This is a genomic window from Vibrio sp. YIC-376, assembly GCF_052353105.1.
GTDB lineage: Bacteria > Pseudomonadota > Gammaproteobacteria > Enterobacterales > Vibrionaceae > Vibrio.
In genome coordinates, this window is the sequence record NZ_JBBWFK010000019.1 from 1 (window position 1) to 16,804 (window position 16,804).

The 16,804-nt window shown below is 47.5% G+C and carries 14 protein-coding genes, 1 rRNA gene and 1 riboswitch; of the genes, 9 read left to right on the top strand and 6 right to left on the bottom strand.

Going from position 1 to position 16,804, the window contains the following annotated elements; translation table 11 throughout:
* Window positions 1-5: 5 nt before the first annotated feature.
* A 16S ribosomal RNA gene (locus WJM94_RS21945) occupies window positions 6-1,558 on the bottom strand.
* A 497-nt stretch (window positions 1,559-2,055) separates the two neighbouring features.
* Entirely contained in the window at window positions 2,056-2,580 is a 525-nt protein-coding gene (locus WJM94_RS21950) for a DUF3087 domain-containing protein (RefSeq protein ID WP_444496296.1), read from the bottom strand.
* A gap of 157 nt (window positions 2,581-2,737) precedes the next feature.
* On the opposite strand from WJM94_RS21950, the gene trmY reads away from it, so the two are divergent.
* On the top strand, window positions 2,738-3,337 hold the full coding sequence (trmY, locus tag WJM94_RS21955; protein ID WP_444496297.1) for a tRNA (pseudouridine(54)-N(1))-methyltransferase TrmY: 600 nt from the start codon (window positions 2,738-2,740) through the stop codon (window positions 3,335-3,337).
* 97 nt (window positions 3,338-3,434) lie between these two features.
* Here trmY and WJM94_RS21960 read toward each other — a convergent pair whose 3' ends face one another.
* On the bottom strand, window positions 3,435-4,778 hold the full coding sequence (locus WJM94_RS21960; protein WP_444496298.1) for a TldD/PmbA family protein: 1,344 nt from the start codon (window positions 4,776-4,778) through the stop codon (window positions 3,435-3,437).
* Window positions 4,778-6,163, bottom strand: coding sequence for a TldD/PmbA family protein (locus tag WJM94_RS21965; RefSeq protein ID WP_444496299.1), 1,386 nt, complete (start codon window positions 6,161-6,163; stop codon window positions 4,778-4,780). Before WJM94_RS21965 ends, WJM94_RS21960 begins: the two co-directional genes overlap by 1 nt.
* 294 nt (window positions 6,164-6,457) lie before the next feature.
* Window positions 6,458-6,565, top strand: a riboswitch (TPP riboswitch).
* A gap of 98 nt (window positions 6,566-6,663) precedes the next feature.
* On the opposite strand from WJM94_RS21965, the gene thiD reads away from it, so the two are divergent.
* From thiD to WJM94_RS22005, 8 genes are all read left to right on the top strand, one after another.
* A complete protein-coding gene (gene thiD / locus WJM94_RS21970) occupies window positions 6,664-7,521 on the top strand; it encodes a bifunctional hydroxymethylpyrimidine kinase/phosphomethylpyrimidine kinase (protein WP_444496300.1) in 858 nt (285 codons plus the stop codon).
* Window positions 7,511-8,269 (top strand): ABC transporter ATP-binding protein, encoded by a 759-nt coding sequence (locus WJM94_RS21975; RefSeq protein ID WP_444496301.1) that lies wholly within the window; start codon window positions 7,511-7,513, stop codon window positions 8,267-8,269. Before thiD ends, WJM94_RS21975 begins: the two co-directional genes overlap by 11 nt.
* Complete coding sequence (locus WJM94_RS21980) at window positions 8,262-9,062, top strand: ABC transporter permease (protein ID WP_444496354.1); 801 nt, start codon at window positions 8,262-8,264, stop codon at window positions 9,060-9,062. The genes WJM94_RS21975 and WJM94_RS21980 overlap by 8 nt, the downstream gene beginning before the upstream one ends.
* 37 nt (window positions 9,063-9,099) lie before the next feature.
* Window positions 9,100-10,050, top strand: a complete 951-nt coding sequence (locus WJM94_RS21985; protein ID WP_444496303.1) for an ABC transporter substrate-binding protein — start codon at window positions 9,100-9,102, stop codon at window positions 10,048-10,050.
* Window positions 10,051-10,068: 18 nt separating this feature from the next.
* A complete protein-coding gene (tenA, locus tag WJM94_RS21990) occupies window positions 10,069-10,737 on the top strand; it encodes a thiaminase II (RefSeq protein WP_444496305.1) in 669 nt (222 codons plus the stop codon).
* Window positions 10,738-10,750: 13 nt separating this feature from the next.
* Window positions 10,751-11,548 (top strand): hydroxyethylthiazole kinase, encoded by a 798-nt coding sequence (gene thiM, locus WJM94_RS21995; protein ID WP_444496306.1) that lies wholly within the window; start codon window positions 10,751-10,753, stop codon window positions 11,546-11,548.
* A gap of 55 nt (window positions 11,549-11,603) precedes the next feature.
* Window positions 11,604-12,218, top strand: a complete 615-nt coding sequence (gene thiE / locus WJM94_RS22000) for a thiamine phosphate synthase (protein WP_444496307.1) — start codon at window positions 11,604-11,606, stop codon at window positions 12,216-12,218.
* 185 nt (window positions 12,219-12,403) lie between these two features.
* Complete coding sequence (locus WJM94_RS22005) at window positions 12,404-13,129, top strand: phosphatase PAP2 family protein (protein WP_444496308.1); 726 nt, start codon at window positions 12,404-12,406, stop codon at window positions 13,127-13,129.
* A 67-nt stretch (window positions 13,130-13,196) separates the two neighbouring features.
* Here the strand turns inward: WJM94_RS22005 and WJM94_RS22010 are convergent, their stop codons facing one another.
* Both WJM94_RS22010 and WJM94_RS22015 read right to left on the bottom strand, forming a co-directional pair.
* Window positions 13,197-15,644 (bottom strand): molybdopterin guanine dinucleotide-containing S/N-oxide reductase, encoded by a 2,448-nt coding sequence (locus WJM94_RS22010; protein ID WP_444496309.1) that lies wholly within the window; start codon window positions 15,642-15,644, stop codon window positions 13,197-13,199.
* A gap of 22 nt (window positions 15,645-15,666) precedes the next feature.
* Window positions 15,667-16,755 carry a NapC/NirT family cytochrome c gene (locus WJM94_RS22015; protein ID WP_444496310.1) on the bottom strand — a complete coding sequence of 363 codons (1,089 nt, stop codon included), beginning with the start codon at window positions 16,753-16,755 and terminating at the stop codon, window positions 15,667-15,669.
* Window positions 16,756-16,804: the final 49 nt, after the last annotated feature.

Here is a 16,804-nt window from a genome sequence, read left to right on the forward strand (position 1 = left end):
TCGTATAAGGAGGTGATCCAGCGCCAGGTTCCCCTAGCGCTACCTTGTTACGACTTCACCCCAGTCATGAACCACAAAGTGGTAAGCGTCCCCCCGAAGGTTAAACTACCTACTTCTTTTGCAGCCCACTCCCATGGTGTGACGGGCGGTGTGTACAAGGCCCGGGAACGTATTCACCGTGGCATTCTGATCCACGATTACTAGCGATTCCGACTTCATGGAGTCGAGTTGCAGACTCCAATCCGGACTACGACGCACTTTTTGGGATTCGCTCACTTTCGCAAGTTGGCCGCCCTCTGTATGCGCCATTGTAGCACGTGTGTAGCCCTACTCGTAAGGGCCATGATGACTTGACGTCGTCCCCACCTTCCTCCGGTTTATCACCGGCAGTCTCCCTGGAGTTCCCGACATTACTCGCTGGCAAACAAGGATAAGGGTTGCGCTCGTTGCGGGACTTAACCCAACATTTCACAACACGAGCTGACGACAGCCATGCAGCACCTGTCTCAGAGTTCCCGAAGGCACTCTAGCGTCTCCGCCAGATTCTCTGGATGTCAAGAGTAGGTAAGGTTCTTCGCGTTGCATCGAATTAAACCACATGCTCCACCGCTTGTGCGGGCCCCCGTCAATTCATTTGAGTTTTAATCTTGCGACCGTACTCCCCAGGCGGTCTACTTAACGCGTTAGCTCCGAAAGCCACGGCTCAAGGCCACAACCTCCAAGTAGACATCGTTTACGGCGTGGACTACCAGGGTATCTAATCCTGTTTGCTCCCCACGCTTTCGCATCTGAGTGTCAGTATCTGTCCAGGGGGCCGCCTTCGCCACCGGTATTCCTTCAGATCTCTACGCATTTCACCGCTACACCTGAAATTCTACCCCCCTCTACAGTACTCTAGTCTGCCAGTTTCAAATGCTATTCCGAGGTTGAGCCCCGGGCTTTCACATCTGACTTAACAAACCACCTGCATGCGCTTTACGCCCAGTAATTCCGATTAACGCTCGCACCCTCCGTATTACCGCGGCTGCTGGCACGGAGTTAGCCGGTGCTTCTTCTGTCGCTAACGTCAAATAATGCATCTATTAAACACACTACCTTCCTCACGACTGAAAGTGCTTTACAACCCGAAGGCCTTCTTCACACACGCGGCATGGCTGCATCAGGCTTGCGCCCATTGTGCAATATTCCCCACTGCTGCCTCCCGTAGGAGTCTGGACCGTGTCTCAGTTCCAGTGTGGCTGATCATCCTCTCAGACCAGCTAGGGATCGTCGCCTTGGTGAGCCCTTACCTCACCAACTAGCTAATCCCACCTAGGCATATCCTGACGCGAGAGGCCCGAAGGTCCCCCTCTTTGGCCCGAAGGCATCATGCGGTATTAGCCATCGTTTCCAATGGTTATCCCCCACATCAGGGCAATTTCCTAGGCATTACTCACCCGTCCGCCGCTCGCCGCCCAACAAATCCCCCGAAGGTTCAATGTTGTCGCTGCCGCTCGACTTGCATGTGTTAGGCCTGCCGCCAGCGTTCAATCTGAGCCATGATCAAACTCTTCAATTTAAAGTTTTTTTGAAGCTAAAAGCTTCGGCTCAATGAATACTGATTTGTAGTTCCTAGGACCTAGAACCCTAGGGTCTAGATACTATTCACTACTGAATTGACTGTGCTGAGTCTTGCGACTCTTTGGTCACTCAGTTCATTGATAAATCTTTTGGATTATCATCAACGAGTGCCCACACAGATTGATAGGTCTATATTGTTAAAGAGCTTGCTTTTCGAGAAGTTTTTTCTCTCAGAGCGGAGGCGTATTCTAATGAACTAATTCTTGGTGTCAAACACTTTTTAAATTAATTTTTAGAAGCTTTTATTTCGCCTCATTGCCAGCTGCTTTTGCGTTTCCGCTTTGCCCTGACAACGGAGGCGCATTATAGGGAGATGATTTTTCTTGGCAACCCTTTTTTAGAAAAAAAATTTAAAAAAAAGCGCCGAGTGATGAAATTTCACTCAAACGCTTATTTTTAGCACTAAAATGTTACTCAAAGGTAGTGATTAAGCAATCAATATGTATCTAACCACACCTCTTCGAAACGAGTAATATCGATTGATAACGATTTACTCACTTCGATGCCTTTAATCGCTTCCAATTCTTTATTTACGCTAGTCATCGTAAGTGTGTTGTTGTCTAACTCAAACACTTGCTTTTGAGTGGTGTAGTAGAACTTAAGAATGGTTAGCGCTTTCAAATCATCAGAACTCGCGGCCACTTTAATATTCTTTAACTTGCGGTAAATCTTGTTGTGCAACTGCTTGAGCTTCCAAACATACAACACCTCTTGCATGTAAGGACGAGTTTTAAGCTGGTTCAATAAAGAGAAGGACGTAGCAAGCGACAGAAGCACACCGATCAAATTCCAGTGAAAGTTACCCGTCGATTGTTCCGGTTGAATATCGATATTTCCAAAAAGACTGATTAATAGAGTACTGAACGCTAATGACGACACAGCAAGCAATACAACAAAACCACCAATAACCAAATTTACTTTCTTTCTGTAGACTTCTTTATTTATTTTTTTAATTTCCATATACCACTCCTCAAGGATTACCCCTATTTTAGCGGTGATAACCGACACCACAATCGAAGCTTTGTAAGTAAGTTCATAATTGCTATTAAATTCGCATCCACAACATGCTTAGGTATATACTCCGCGCATTCACTCTTCATATATAGAGGCTAAATTCATGCGCTCTTTTGTTTTACGAGCTCGTGCAGCACCGACCACAAGCAAAGCACTGCTAGAAGGTATAGGTCAGGAAGCACATACCGAGATCCTTGCTCACACCATGATGAACACCATGTTCGTCGCTCAATCACATCGTGAGGATGTGGTTGTGCACTTAGTTCTGGAGAGCACTAAAGATTACTCCCGCACCATTACGATTCGCTCTAATGATATTACTAATATTGGCGGATTCCACGAGTCGACGTTGATCGCTGCAGTAGCGCGCGCTTTGGACGCATCAGTTGGTATGGGCAAAGAGCAGCTTCGTGACGTTGAGCCGGGTATTACTGTTCGTACAATTAGTTTCGAGCGTTTGGTTCAAGAACTGGCAGAAGACCACCAGCTATATATGTTGGATAAAAAAGGCGAATTCGTTCGTGACGCAGAAATTGGAGCAAACCCTTGCTTCTTATTGACTGACCACATTCCAATGCCGAAGAAGTCATTCAACAGTTTGAAACGCCTGGGCACAGAAAAGATTAGCCTTGGTCCTAAGATGCTGTTTGCTTCTCAGTGCGTGGTATTAATTCACAATGAGCTGGATATTCGCGAGTTCTAGTTCTTCGCTTACTAATAGTTTCGCTTACTGATCGTTAGATAATGAAAGAGGACTCAATTGAGTCCTCTTTTTGGTTTCTGAGTGTCGAATGATAGGCTTATTTGCCGCCGATGCTCAAACGTGCAAAACGCACATCTGGTGCGAAGAAGGTTCGACTGCCATTAATCAACTGAGTATCTCCAACCGCATCCACTTCTTGTAGCATTTTGTAGAAGTTACCCGCGACAGTAATACCACGCACTGGCTGAACTCGTTGACCGTCCCGGCATAAGAAACCACTCGCACCAAACGAGAAGTCACCGCTGACGACATCAGCTCCCGAATGAACACCTTGCAGCTCAACAAGCTCAAGGTACTCACCCGCTTTAACTTCAGAAGCACTGCTCTTACCCGTTGTAATGACTTTATGGTTGGCAGCAACATCTAAGCTCGATTTAGCTCCGCGTGCGGCACTTGATGTTGAAGCAACACCGAAGTAGCTTGCGGTATGGCTGTTATGTAATAGCGTATTGAGCTGACCATTTGCAATTAAAACGTTGTCCTGAGTTGCAAAACCTTCGCTATCGAAGCCACAAATCGCCATACCGTTTGCCATGTACGCAGTGTCCGTAAAAGTAATCAACTCACTCGCAACACTTTGACCAATTTTGTTACCCAATGGCGTAATACCTTTCACAGCACTTACGCCAGAGAACGCACTACCAAATGCATCGAACAAACTGCTTAGCTCATCGATATCGAAAATGACTGGGTAGTTACCCGTTGCGACAGGACGACCATCAAGAAGGTCACGTGCTAAGTTGTAGCTCCCTTCAATACAGTAAGCCGCGCTCAACTCATCGAAGCGACGGCCAACTGACATTTTACCTGCCATAGACTGCTTACCATCTTTTTCAAAAAGAGTGTACGCATAACAGTTGAAACTGCGTTCAAAGTGCTGACACAAAGTACCTTGCGTATTAGCAATGATCAGCTGAGTTTCACCATCACTGTAGCCATTGTAAGGAGAGCTTGATGCGTGAGGCAGACTCACCACACCTTGCTCAAGTGCCAGCGACAGCTCAATTTTTTCATCAACAGAAGTGGTGCCTTCCTGCACTATCTCCGCCACATCAGTGGTGATCTGACTGTTTATACAGCTGATCATTTGATGTTCATCTTGCTTTGAAAAGCGCGCACTTTGTAATGCATTAGTCAGCATCAAATCTAGGCTTGGCAGTTCTAAAGACTCAGAGTAACTTGTCGCTACTCGCACGTCTTTCACTACTCGTACACCCAATACCTGACTTGAACTTACTTTATATTCATCCAGCTTGCCTTGGTTTGCTTTCAGAGAGAAGCTGCTGTTTCGGTTTACTATCACATCCGCTTCTGCACCCTGGCGTTTTGCTTCTGATAGAACGTAATCAACGGCATTAAGAAGTTGTTGTTCTTGGCTCATTAGTTACCACCTCCTACCAGAATATTGTCCACTTTCAGCGAAGGCTGGCCCACTGTTGTTGGTACCGCACCACTCACTGATCCACACATACCCGCAGCAAGCGCCATGTCCTTGCCCACCATGCTGATTTCTTGCAGTACTTTAGGACCGGTGCTGATAAGCGTCGCCGCTTTAAGCGGTTTAGTGATTTTGCCGTTTTCGATCAGATAAGCTTCACGTACTGCGAAATTGAACTCACCCGTACCCGGTTGAACAGAGCCACCGCCCATTTTCTTGGCGTAAATCCCACGCTCAACACCCGCCAGCATATCATCAAGTGAATGCTCGCCTTCTTCGATAAAGGTATTACGCATACGTGATGTCGGGGCGAACTTGTAGTTTTGGCGACGTCCTGAACCTGTTGGCTCATAACCCGTTTTCATCCCGCCCATTTTGTCGACCATAAAGCTGGTTAACTTACCGTCTTTGATCAGTTGAGTACGCTGAGTAGGCATACCTTCATCATCGACATGAATTGAGCCCCACTCATTGGTCATGGTGCCGTCATCGACCGCACTCACGGCAGTATGAGCAATCATTTCTCCCATCTTGTCATGGAATACTGACGCCTTCTTCGCAACCGATGTAGTTTCAAGCAAATGACCGCACGCTTCGTGGAAGATAACACCACCAAAACCATTGCCGATAACCACTGGCATTTCGCCTGATGGACAAGCATCTGCGCCAAGCTTAACCAAAGCCTGTTGTGCAATAGTTTGACCGAGTTCTTTAGCATCCAGTTGTTCACTAAATTCCCAGCCAGCCAGCGCACCAGGACCTTCCATACCAGAAGATTGTTCATTGCCTTTTTGCGCTACAGTGCTGCCTGCAACTCGAACATAGTGACGTGTATCGTCAACGTGTAAGCCTTCCGAGTTGAAGATTGTGACCTGTTGCTCTCGCTGTAGCACGCTACCAATAAACTGACTGATGTATTCACTTTCAGCTCGCGCCGCTTGGTCGACTTTTAAGAGGAAAGCGATTTTAGAATCCAGGTTGGCGTCTTTGCTGAGTGCGAAACGACAACCGTGCTGAACTGGATAGCGATTTAAATTAAGAGAACCCGCTGATGCGATTTGCTCACGTTTGTCTTTCGCCGCTAGCAACGAGGTTACGCGTTTAAGTTCCGCTTCGTCTGTGCTGTTGGTGTAACCATAAAGCACTTTATGGCCAAAAAAGAGGCGAATACCGATACCAAAATCGATACCTGAATTGACCTTATCCACTTCACCAGAAGCGATCTGGACGGTGTTAGTTTGATGATGTTCAACGAATAGCTCAGCGAAATCAGCTCCTAAAAAGAGAGCATGATCGATCACTGACTTCGCTGTTACAGAATTAAGCATGAAGTCTCCTTGCTCGATGATCGTCTTAGCCTTCCTATATAACTTGCGAAAACTCAGCAAAGTTAAATTGGCAACGTGTTAAATTTTAACATTATTTTAACCTTGTTTTGTGCTAATCCTTGCTAAGTGAGACCACGATTATTTATTTAATATTCCAGTTTATGCACATAAACCAGAGAGTTACACTGGTCAATTCCGCACTACAAAACATATAAAGCCTACTCTATCACTCACAACACACAAATGAACACTCAAAAAACGTATCCCTTGAGTAAGGGTCCTGCTATCATCCTTGCGAAATAGTCGGGGGGCCACGCAATACGCGTTGGCTGAGATCGAAATTCGAGACCCGTTGAACCTGATTCAGTTAGCACTGACGTAGGGAACTATTAGCACTTTGCCTTTCGCCTAACTTCCTAGGCACGCTATAGCGGAGCCGATAAACGCTCTGCTCACAACGGTCAAAGTCAGTTCCTATACGTCTTGTAATAGGAGCGACCATGACGCAGCATTCACAGCCTTATTCACACAAGACGCCATCAACAACTACCCCTATCGTGTTGACGATCGCCGGATCAGACAGCGGTGGCGGCGCAGGTATTCAGGCAGACATCAAAGCCATGTCTGCAACGGGCAGTTTTGCTTGCTCTGTCATTACTGCAATTACCTCACAAAATACTCAAGGCGTTTCCGCCATTTTTCCTATTCCACTCGATCATGTAGAAAGCCAACTCGATGCCGTTTTTACCGACCTAAATATCGTGGCCGTCAAAATCGGCATGCTAGCCGATTCCAACATCATCAAAGTGGTTGCTGACAAAATTAAACAATACCAACCGAAGCATCTGGTCATTGACCCTGTTATGGTCGCCACCAGCGGTGATTTATTGCTGGAGCACTCCGCAATTAGCACTTTAAAAGAAGAGCTCATTCCTCTCGCTGACATCATCACCCCCAATCTTCCGGAAGGTGCAGCGTTAACTGGGAAACCTGTACCAGAATCCGAAGCTGAAATGAATGAGATGATTGCAGATCTTCGTGCTCTTGGCGCTAAAGCGGTATTGTTGAAAGGCGGTCATCTGGAGAAAGATAAAAACAGCAATGACCTGCTAATCATGCAGGATTCTGCAGAATTGATCAGTTCAAAACGTTTCCCAACCAAGAACACACACGGTACGGGCTGTACCCTTTCTTCTGCGATTGCCTCTTACCTTGGCCAAGGCAACAACCTGCACAAAGCCGTGCATTTAGGTAAGCAGTATATCTCTCAAGCCATCGCCCATGCGGATGAGCTGGAAGTGGGTAAAGGTCACGGCCCGGTTCACCACTTCTTTGCTGGCCACACTTATGTGCGCTAATGCAATTGGTATTCAGTTTAGAGACGCCAGTCTGCAATACAACGACAGCCAGACACCTACGCTCGCAGGGGTAAACATGACCATTCCTGCCGGGCAGTGGACGGTATTATTGGGACGAAGTGGCTGCGGTAAAACCACCATTTTGCGTTATCTCGCCGGTCTGCTAGATGATCAGGTTATATGGCAAGGGGAACTGACTACCACTGACGGGATTGCTTTACACGAGCGCATCGCTTACATGGCACAGCAGGATTTGTTGTTGCCGTGGCTCAATGCGCTGGACAACGTCTGCCTGAGTTCCCGCTTTTCTCACGCCAACTCAAATTCAGTAGATGAAAAACAGCGTGCTATTCAATTGCTCGAACAAGTTGGATTAGCTGACTACGCCTACGCCAAACCAGCCCAGCTTTCCGGAGGTATGCGCCAACGCGTGGCACTGGCTCGTACTCTGATGCAAGACAAACCTCTGGTCTTGATGGACGAGCCTTTCTCTGCACTCGATGCCGTTACTCGCCATAAACTGCAAACCTTATCCGCCACGCTGCTCAAAGGCAAAACAGTCGTGCTGATTACTCACGATCCGCAAGAAGCGGTTCGTCTTGCCAACCAGTTGTATGTACTGCAAGGCTCACCAGCACAAGCTAAGCATCTGCTGGTGCCAAATACTATGCTCCCTCGCGTGCTTGATGGCGAATGTGCCACCTTGCAACAAGCGATCTTGGATCAGCTGGAGAAAGATTATGAGTGATATGACTCAATACAACTCCGTCTCGGCACGTATCAGCAAGAAAGAACGAGTCACCCATCCGATTCTACGCTTGGTGATCAGCACGGTGGTCATCTTAGGCCTGTGGCAACTGATTGTCGTGGCGTTCAATATGCCAAGCTTCATTTTGCCTGCACCAGTTGATGTGCTGAATAGATTGCTCTCCCGTTATGACGTGTTACTCGCACACACCTGGGTCACCGCGCAGGAAATCCTGCTTGGTCTCGGACTCGGCTTGTCGATGGGTTTGCTGTTTGCGCTGCAAATGTTGCTGTTCGAACCGCTAAAACGCTGGCTACTCCCAATTCTGATTGCAAGCCAGGCGATTCCGGTGTTTGCCATCGCTCCCGTTCTGATGCTTTGGCTTGGCTACGGCATCGCATCAAAAGTCGTGATGGCAGCGATCATCATCTTTTTCCCTGTTACGACTTGTTGTTACGACGGTTTACGCAATACCCCAACCGGATATCTGGATTTGGCCAAAACGATGGGCGCTTCGAAATGGCAACTGCTGCGTCACATTCAATTGCCTGCGGCACTGCCGACCTTGGCCTCTGGTATTCGTGTCGCGGTGGTTATCGCCCCGATTGGCGCTGTCGTTGGCGAGTGGGTCGGTTCAAGTGAAGGCTTGGGTTATCTGATGCTGCAAGCCAACGCGCGCATGATCATCGACGAAATGTTTGCAGCGCTGTTTATCCTTGCCGTGCTGTCCATCGCCCTCTACTTCATCACTGACAAATTACTGAAAAAAGCCATCCCTTGGGAAAGCAAATAGATCAAACAAATAGAGATCACTAAAAGGAACAATACCCGTGAATAAAAACAAACTTATTAGCGCTGCAGCTCTGCTTGCTTCTATTGTATCAACTAACGTACTGGCGGCCGAAAAAGAGCTGACTTTGATGTTGGATTGGTTCGTGAACCCGAACCACGGCCCTATCGTTATTGCGAAAGAGCGTGGCTACTTCAAAGAGCAAGGTTTGAAGGTCAACATTCAAGAGCCTGCTGATCCAAGCACGCCACCTAAACTGGTCGCCGCGGGCAAAGTGGATATGGCAATTTCATACCAGCCAAGTCTGACGATTGATGTTGCAGCTGGTCTGCCACTAATCCGCTCAGCAACGCTCATCGCGACTCCACTGAATACCATGATGGTGCTGAACAACGGTAAAAACGAAAGCCTTGCTGATCTAAAAGGCAAGAAGATCGGTATTGCTATCGCGGGTAATGAAGAAGCAACAATTGGCACAATGTTGGCACAAGAGAATGTGAAGTTTTCTGACGTACAAATCATCAACGTAGGTTGGGCACTATCTTCATCTCTGGCATCAGGCAAAGTGGATGCGATTTGGGGTGGACTACGTAACTTCGAAACCAACCAGCTTGCGTTAGAGGGTTACAAAGCCAAAGCCTTCTTCCCGGAAGAGCACGGCGTGCCTGCATATGACGAACTTGTTTTTGTCGCGAATGCAAAAACGTACGACAAAGAAGCCATCAAAGCCTTCAACAAAGCGCTTGAGCAAGCAACCACTTACATCGTGAACCATCCAAAAGAATCTTGGAAAGAGTTTGTTGCTTACTCACCAGACACACTGGACAACGAACTTAACCAACGCGCCTGGAATGACACGTTGACCCGTTTCGCTCTTCGCCCATCCGCGGTTGATCTAAAACGCTACGACGATTACGCCGAGTTCATGTACTCACAAAAAATCATCGAAACGCTACCAAAAGCAAAAGATTACGTGCCTAGCTTTGACTGATCCCGAGATTATCCCTTTATGAAATACCAAGATTTGATAAACGCTTGCCGTCAAGATTGGCAGGAATACACAGAGCACCTCTTCGTTCAGCAACTGGCGAACGGTACGCTTGCTCAGCCTTGTTTTCTGCATTATTTAAAACAGGACTTTTTATTTCTAAAGCAATACGCTCGCGCTTATGCATTAGCGATTTATAAAGCACGTACTTTGTATGACATGCGCCGCGCACTACCGAGTGTTCACGCGTTGCTGGATTCAGAAATCGCTCATCACGTAACTTACTGTGGTCAATGGGGTTTAACTGAATCCGATCTGGAAAACGAACAGGAAGATTTCGGCACCGTTGCCTACACGCGTTATGTATTGGATGCAGGTATGACCGGTGATTTGGTTGACCTGTACGCATCATTAGCACCCTGCTCTATCGGTTATGCCGCTATTGGCAAAATGCTGATAGACGATGAAAACACTGTCATCGAAGGTAACCCGTACGCAAGCTGGATCACCCTCTATGGTGGTGAAGAATTTCAGTCTGGCGTGGCGAAAGGCGCAGAGCACTTTAACGAGCTACTGGCTGAAATCGACATCAACAGCCAGCGCGGCCAGAATCTGATTCAGGTATTCAAAACGGCAACTCGGATGGAAGTGGCTTTCTGGCAACAAGGCTTAAACGCTCAGCAAGATTAATTGGAGAATAGACATGTTAATTGAACAAATTACTCAAGCATTGACCGCCGTACGTCAACACAAACCATTAGTCGTGAACGTTACTAACTACGTTGTGATGAACAACACGGCGAACTCTCTGCTTGCTATCGGCGCATCTCCAATCATGGCGCACTCAAAACAAGAGATGGCAGAAATGATGTCATTTGCCGGCGCGCTAGTGATCAACATTGGCACGCTCGATAGTGTTTGGACACCACGTATGCTCTTCGCGGTAGAACAAGCCAATACAAACGGTAAGGTCGTCATCCTAGATCCTGTGGGCTGTGGCGCAAGTTCACTGCGAACAGAAACGTCCCGCCAAATTGCGCGCTTGGCAGACAAACTTATCATTCGTGGTAACGCATCGGAAATCATAGCTCTGGCTGGTGAACAAGCTCAGAGCAAAGGTGTCGATGCCCTAGACAGTAGCGATGCAGCATTAGGCGCGGCGCAGTTCCTCGTTGCAGAGTATGACGCAAACGTCGTGATTTCTGGCGAGACGGATTACATCGTGACGAAATCGCAGACCGTAACACTCAGTAATGGCCATGAGATGATGCCATACGTAACGGGAATGGGTTGTACGCTTTCCGCACTCACTGGTGCGTTTGCCGCTGTAGGCGATGAAACAGGTTTGGCGGCAGCTGCCGTACTTGGCGTAGCGGGTGAAATCGCCGCTGAACAAGCTCGTGGTCCAGGCAGCTTACAATTAACGTTGCTTGATGAGTTGTATCAGCTTGATGAACAAACATTAGCGAATCGACTAAAACTTCAAGTCATCGAAGCGTAACTAAAAAACGATGCCTCCATCTCATACAATGGGCCGGAGGCATAAAGGAAACAAAATGAACGCCTATCGTTTGTATTTGGTCACCGATGACCAACAAGACCTAGCCACGCTCAAGCATGTGGTCAGCAAAGCAGTGGAAGGTGGCGTAACCATGGTGCAAGTTCGTGAGAAGCATGGAGACGTGCGTGCTTTCATCGAGCGGGCTCAAGCGGTAAAAGAGATCCTCAAAGACACCAATGTGCCACTAATCATCAACGATCGAGTCGATGTCGCGCTTGCTGTCGATGCTGACGGCGTACATCTCGGGCAATCTGACATGCCAGCGCATATAGCGCGCGAACTGATTGGTCCAAACAAAATCCTCGGTTTATCTATCGAGAATGAACAGCAACTGGCGGAAGTCGATGCTCTGCCTGTCGATTACATTGGCTTAAGCGCTATCTATGCAACACCGACCAAAACCAATACCCAGAAACACTGGGGCATTGATGGTTTGAAAATGGCACTCAGTACCACCTCTCTTCCAATCGTCGCAATTGGTGGCATTAATGAAACCAACATTCCAACGCTAAGCGCGACTGGCGTACACGGTTTGGCACTGGTATCGGCAATCTGTCATGCCGCCGATCCCAAAAGCGCTTGTGAGTACTTACTTAGCTTAATGAGTTGAGCTGTTTCCAACCATCACTTTACGACGCTTGGAGACAAGCGTCCGTTCTGTTTTCACCTTAGAGCAAAACGTTATACCCAAATTTCATTCAGCTGATTTGAATTGACATCCGGTTGATAAGATTTCTACTCAAATTAGCGTAAGATAGCTGCCTATTTTCACAGTTGTAAAAACAAAAGCTTTCAATGAAAACCAAAAAATACGGATTGATGATGCTCGCCTTGTTTATTCTTGGCATCATTCCACTATCACTCTCTTCTTCATATCAGGACCTCTCCTCTTCAATACCAGATAGCCTAGGCATTACCTTTACTTTGTTGACCGACTCCGCTGGTAGTAAGGGGTTTCTTATCACGCTGACCATACTCGTCTTGTCTCTCTATCGATTTAAACCCACTCCTACAGAATGGATGCAGAAGATATCCATGCTTGGATTGCTGCTAGTGATTGGTTTTGCATGTAAAGCAGGCTTAAAGTTGATGACGGAAAGTCCGCGACCATACACCGAGTATCTTGCCGCCGAGCAACTTATAGAAACACCAGAGGCTTTCTATCAACTCACCACAGAACAACAAGCAAGTGTGATAAACCAAGTCTCAAACAAAGTCAGCGATTGGCGAACACGCCATTGGCAAGGAGAAAAAGACTACTCTTTTCCTTCAGGTCACACGATTTTCGTAGCGATATGTCTGGCCTTCTTTGGTGGCTTGATGTTGCAAAAACAGTGTTATGTTTCCGCTTTTGCACTCTGGTTATGGGGAGTCAGTGTCGCGTACAGTCGCTTGTGGTTAGGTATGCATCGCGTCGAAGATTTGATTGGCTCAGTGGTGTTTGTGGCGGTGATATTTACTTTTCTGCCAACATTTCAGGTCACCAAGAAGGTGCCGTTTGTTTCTCTCGCTCCGCGCTAATGTGAACAATATTTAGAAAAAAGAAGCCAGCGTAATGCTGGCTTCTTGCTTTCAAGCGCTACTTTTTCTAGCCATTTTTTGGTGGTTCAAACGCTGTTAGTTCTAACTCTGGACCTGTGTATTTTTCGATACGAACCAGCGCTGAGTTTGCTGCACAGCCATTGCCGAGTCTTGAGGTCGGAATATCCAGTGTCAGCACATTACAGCCACCGTTCTTACATATCCCAGTATTCGGATCCAGATCTGGCCAGCCACCTTCGTGAATACATACCGAACCTTGCTTAATGCGATCCGTCACTTCTGCGCCAACCAACACCTGTCCTCGGCCGTTAAATGCACGCACAAGATCGCCCGTTTTAATCCCGCGAGGTTTTGCATCATCCGGGTGAATCCAAATTGGTTCGCGGTTTGCAATCGCGTACTCTTCGCGGATTTTCGCATAGTTAAACTGGCTGTGAAGACGGTGCGCGGCGTGTGCTGTCATTAGCTGTAACTCGTCTTCTTGCGCGTTGCCTGTATATTCTGTTGGTTCGAACCAAGCAGGATGTGGTAGACAATCTTCTAGCTGATAACCTTCAATCGTTTTCGAGTAGATTTCAATTTTGCCACTTGGCGTACCAAGAGGGTTCAAAACAGGATCTTCACGGAAATCGGCATAACGAACAAACTGAGCGTTTTTCTCGTTCCACTTCATCTCGATCAGCTGGTTATCTTCCCAGAATTTACTGAAGTTTGGCATTGCCACACGAGAGCCACGGCCACCTTGTTGCGCCACTTTATAGAAACCGTACAGCCATTCCATCTCCGTTTTGCCGTCGGTGTAAACATCACGCCCCCCTGGAGCAATCATCTCGGCCATATCCGCAAATACATCGAAGTCGTTTCTCGCTTCACCTTGCGGCTCCACCACCTGCTTCATCGGTACTAAGTGTTGGTTGCTGTAGTCCCCCGTCATAGTCATATCGTTACGTTCGAACGACGTGGTAATAGGCAGAACGATATCGGCATGCTTCGCAGCCGCAGTCCAGTAAGGTTCTGAAATCACTATCAGTTCAGGTTTTTGCCACGCTCTGATGAGACGGTTGGTATCTTGGTGATGAGTAAAGTTCGCGCCACCAGCCCACCAAATCATCTTGATGTCAGGGAATGTGAGTTCATGACCATTGTGTTGATACATTTTGCCAGGGTTTTCCAGCGCCTCTACAATTCGTGCAACAGGAAAACTTTGCACAGCACCAGATACCGCCCAGTCGTTACCTGCAGAAGAGCCACCACCCAATGATGCGGAAATAGCCGGAAGCACCCCAGCATCACGAGCAGGATTTCCACCATTTGAATAGTGGTAGGAGAGCCCGAAACCACCGCCCGGCAGACCGATTTGACCCAGCATGGTTGCCAGCGTAACCAGCATCCAGTGACGTTGCTCACCATATTGCTGACGCTGCATCCCCCAGCCAGACATTAACATAGTGCGGTTTTTACTGAAGATATCAGCCAGCAGTTCTAGCTGTTTAGCAGGCACGCCACAGATGCCTGACGCCCACTCAGCCGATTTTTCAACGCCATCTTCGTTACCCATCAGGTACGCTTCGAATTTGTCGTAACCGGTGGTGTATTTATCGAGGAAGGCTTTGTCGTGCTTACCTTGTTTCACTAAGGTGTGAGCGATACCCATCATCATCGCCACGTCCGTCATTGGATGCGGTGCGATCCACTCAGCATTTTCGCCGAAAAACTCAATGGTTTCAGAACGAATCGGGTCAATAGCAATCACCGTTTTACCCGATTTTTTCAGTTGATGGAAAAACTCCAGACCGGCACAGTCGGTTGAACTCCAAGCAATTTTTAGTGTGTTGATTGGGTTCAACCCCCAAAGTACAACCACATCACTGTGCTCAAGAACAACGGGGTAAGTAGTTTGTTGCTCGTAAACTTCAATAGAACCGACGACATGCGGCATGATGATCTGAGCCGCACCGGTTGAGTAATCACCCAGGTGGCCAGAGTAACCGCCCGCCATACTCATGTAACGTTGCAGCAAGGTTTGCGCTTTGTGTAACACACCACTCGAGCGCCAACCATAAGAACCCGCGAAAACAGAGGCTGGTCCGTAGGTTTTGCGAATACGCATGTGTTGTTCATGAATCAGCTTGTAAGCCTTATCCCAGGAAATACGCTCAAACTCATCGCTACCACGTACTCCTTCAGGTGCAGACGGGTTCGCAAGATAGCCTTTTCGAACCATTGGGTATTTTACGCGGACCTTAGTATGCACTTGATCAGGCCCAGTGCTTTGCAGGCTGTTTGGCACAGTCTGAGGTAAAGCATTGGTCGTAGAAACCAGTTTGCCATCTTGTACTTCGCACAGAATTGGACCCATTCGTCCAGCCGTTAAAATGCCTTTACCTCGTGCATCTGAAGAGGCAACAGACAGCGGAGCAAACGAAGTGAATGCCATCGCACCAGCTGCCATACCAGTGCCTTTTAGAAATCCGCGGCGGGTCATATTAGTCATAATTTTATCCTTCTATTTCTCTTTAGTGACCAACCACATCTTTCGCGTGGTGCTGGAAGAACTTGGTTAGAATTTCTAGGTTCTCGGCAGTAATATCCGTGCGATCACCCATACTCTTCGCGACCGGTCCCCATGCATTCACCGTGAAGTGATTTGAAGGAATCTTCGCATGGCAAGTGGCACAATAAACATTGTCCAACTCTTCTGCGTATGACCATACCGGGTCAAGCGTATCAACAACTGGAGAATCAATCGTGCCGGTTAAAGAGACAGAGCGCCATTCGTTGCCGTATACATCGGCTGTAAATTCGCCGCCCTCAAGCGCTTGTTGGCCTTGCTCAGTTAGTGTCGCCACAATAGCGCGTTGACCTTCCCCCATGTAAAGCACTTGTTCCGCACCTTTCATTTGGTACGCGCTCAACGTAACCGTACGAGCATCACCTTCCGCGTTTTCCACTTCCAATTTCGTTGTTGGATTGATGGTGCCCAACTCACCCATATTGATGGCAGTGACTGGGTACACCACTTTCGCACCGGGAGACGTTCTGGTTGTAAAACTCATTAAGGTTTCAAACGCTTTGCTATCAAGTTCCACCTCAGGTGCGAAGTGAGCCACACCTTTGTGACAGTCGATACAGGTCTGGTTGTTTGCGATTCCGTATTCGTGCATCTTCGCTGCATCGCGAGATTGCTCGAACTCTTCCATGGCATCATAGTCGTGACACGAACGACAGGTTGCAGAGTCATTTTCGCGGAACTGTGCCCAAACCATTTCAGCCATTTCTTTACGATGTGATTCGTATTTTTCCGGAGTGTCAATCTTACCCGTTATAAACTCGTGGTAGATGTCCTTTGACGCACGAATTTTCGTGATCAAATAATCCATGGGTTCTTGTGGAATGTGGCAATCTGAACATTCTGCACGAATGCCTTCTGCGTTACTGAAGTGAACCGAACCTTGATATTCTTTATATGGAATATCCATCGTATGGCATGAGACACAAAACTCAGTATCTGAGGTGTAATGCATCACCGCTGCCGTTCCGCCGAGAGTTAACCAACCTAGCCCAATCCCAGCCGCTAATAACAAAATAAAAGTGCTTTTTTTCATTGTAATAACTCGCAACAATTGCTCACAAATTGTGATTATAGTTCGCAAA

Bases quoted from the DNA above. Each gene is read 5' to 3' on its own strand.
- WJM94_RS21950 (WP_444496296.1), bottom strand. From the start codon at position 2,580: ATGGAAATTAAAAAAATAAATAAAGAAGTCTACAGAAAGAAAGTAAAT.
- trmY (WP_444496297.1), top strand. From the start codon at position 2,738: ATGCGCTCTTTTGTTTTACGAGCTCGTGCAGCACCGACCACAAGCAAA.
- WJM94_RS21960 (WP_444496298.1), bottom strand. From the start codon at position 4,778: ATGAGCCAAGAACAACAACTTCTTAATGCCGTTGATTACGTTCTATCA.
- WJM94_RS21965 (WP_444496299.1), bottom strand. From the start codon at position 6,163: ATGCTTAATTCTGTAACAGCGAAGTCAGTGATCGATCATGCTCTCTTT.
- thiD (WP_444496300.1), top strand. From the start codon at position 6,664: ATGACGCAGCATTCACAGCCTTATTCACACAAGACGCCATCAACAACT.
- WJM94_RS21975 (WP_444496301.1), top strand. From the start codon at position 7,511: ATGTGCGCTAATGCAATTGGTATTCAGTTTAGAGACGCCAGTCTGCAA.
- WJM94_RS21980 (WP_444496354.1), top strand. From the start codon at position 8,262: ATGAGTGATATGACTCAATACAACTCCGTCTCGGCACGTATCAGCAAG.
- tenA (WP_444496305.1), top strand. From the start codon at position 10,069: ATGAAATACCAAGATTTGATAAACGCTTGCCGTCAAGATTGGCAGGAA.
- thiM (WP_444496306.1), top strand. From the start codon at position 10,751: ATGTTAATTGAACAAATTACTCAAGCATTGACCGCCGTACGTCAACAC.
- thiE (WP_444496307.1), top strand. From the start codon at position 11,604: ATGAACGCCTATCGTTTGTATTTGGTCACCGATGACCAACAAGACCTA.
- WJM94_RS22005 (WP_444496308.1), top strand. From the start codon at position 12,404: ATGAAAACCAAAAAATACGGATTGATGATGCTCGCCTTGTTTATTCTT.
- WJM94_RS22010 (WP_444496309.1), bottom strand. From the start codon at position 15,644: ATGACTAATATGACCCGCCGCGGATTTCTAAAAGGCACTGGTATGGCA.
- WJM94_RS22015 (WP_444496310.1), bottom strand. From the start codon at position 16,755: ATGAAAAAAAGCACTTTTATTTTGTTATTAGCGGCTGGGATTGGGCTA.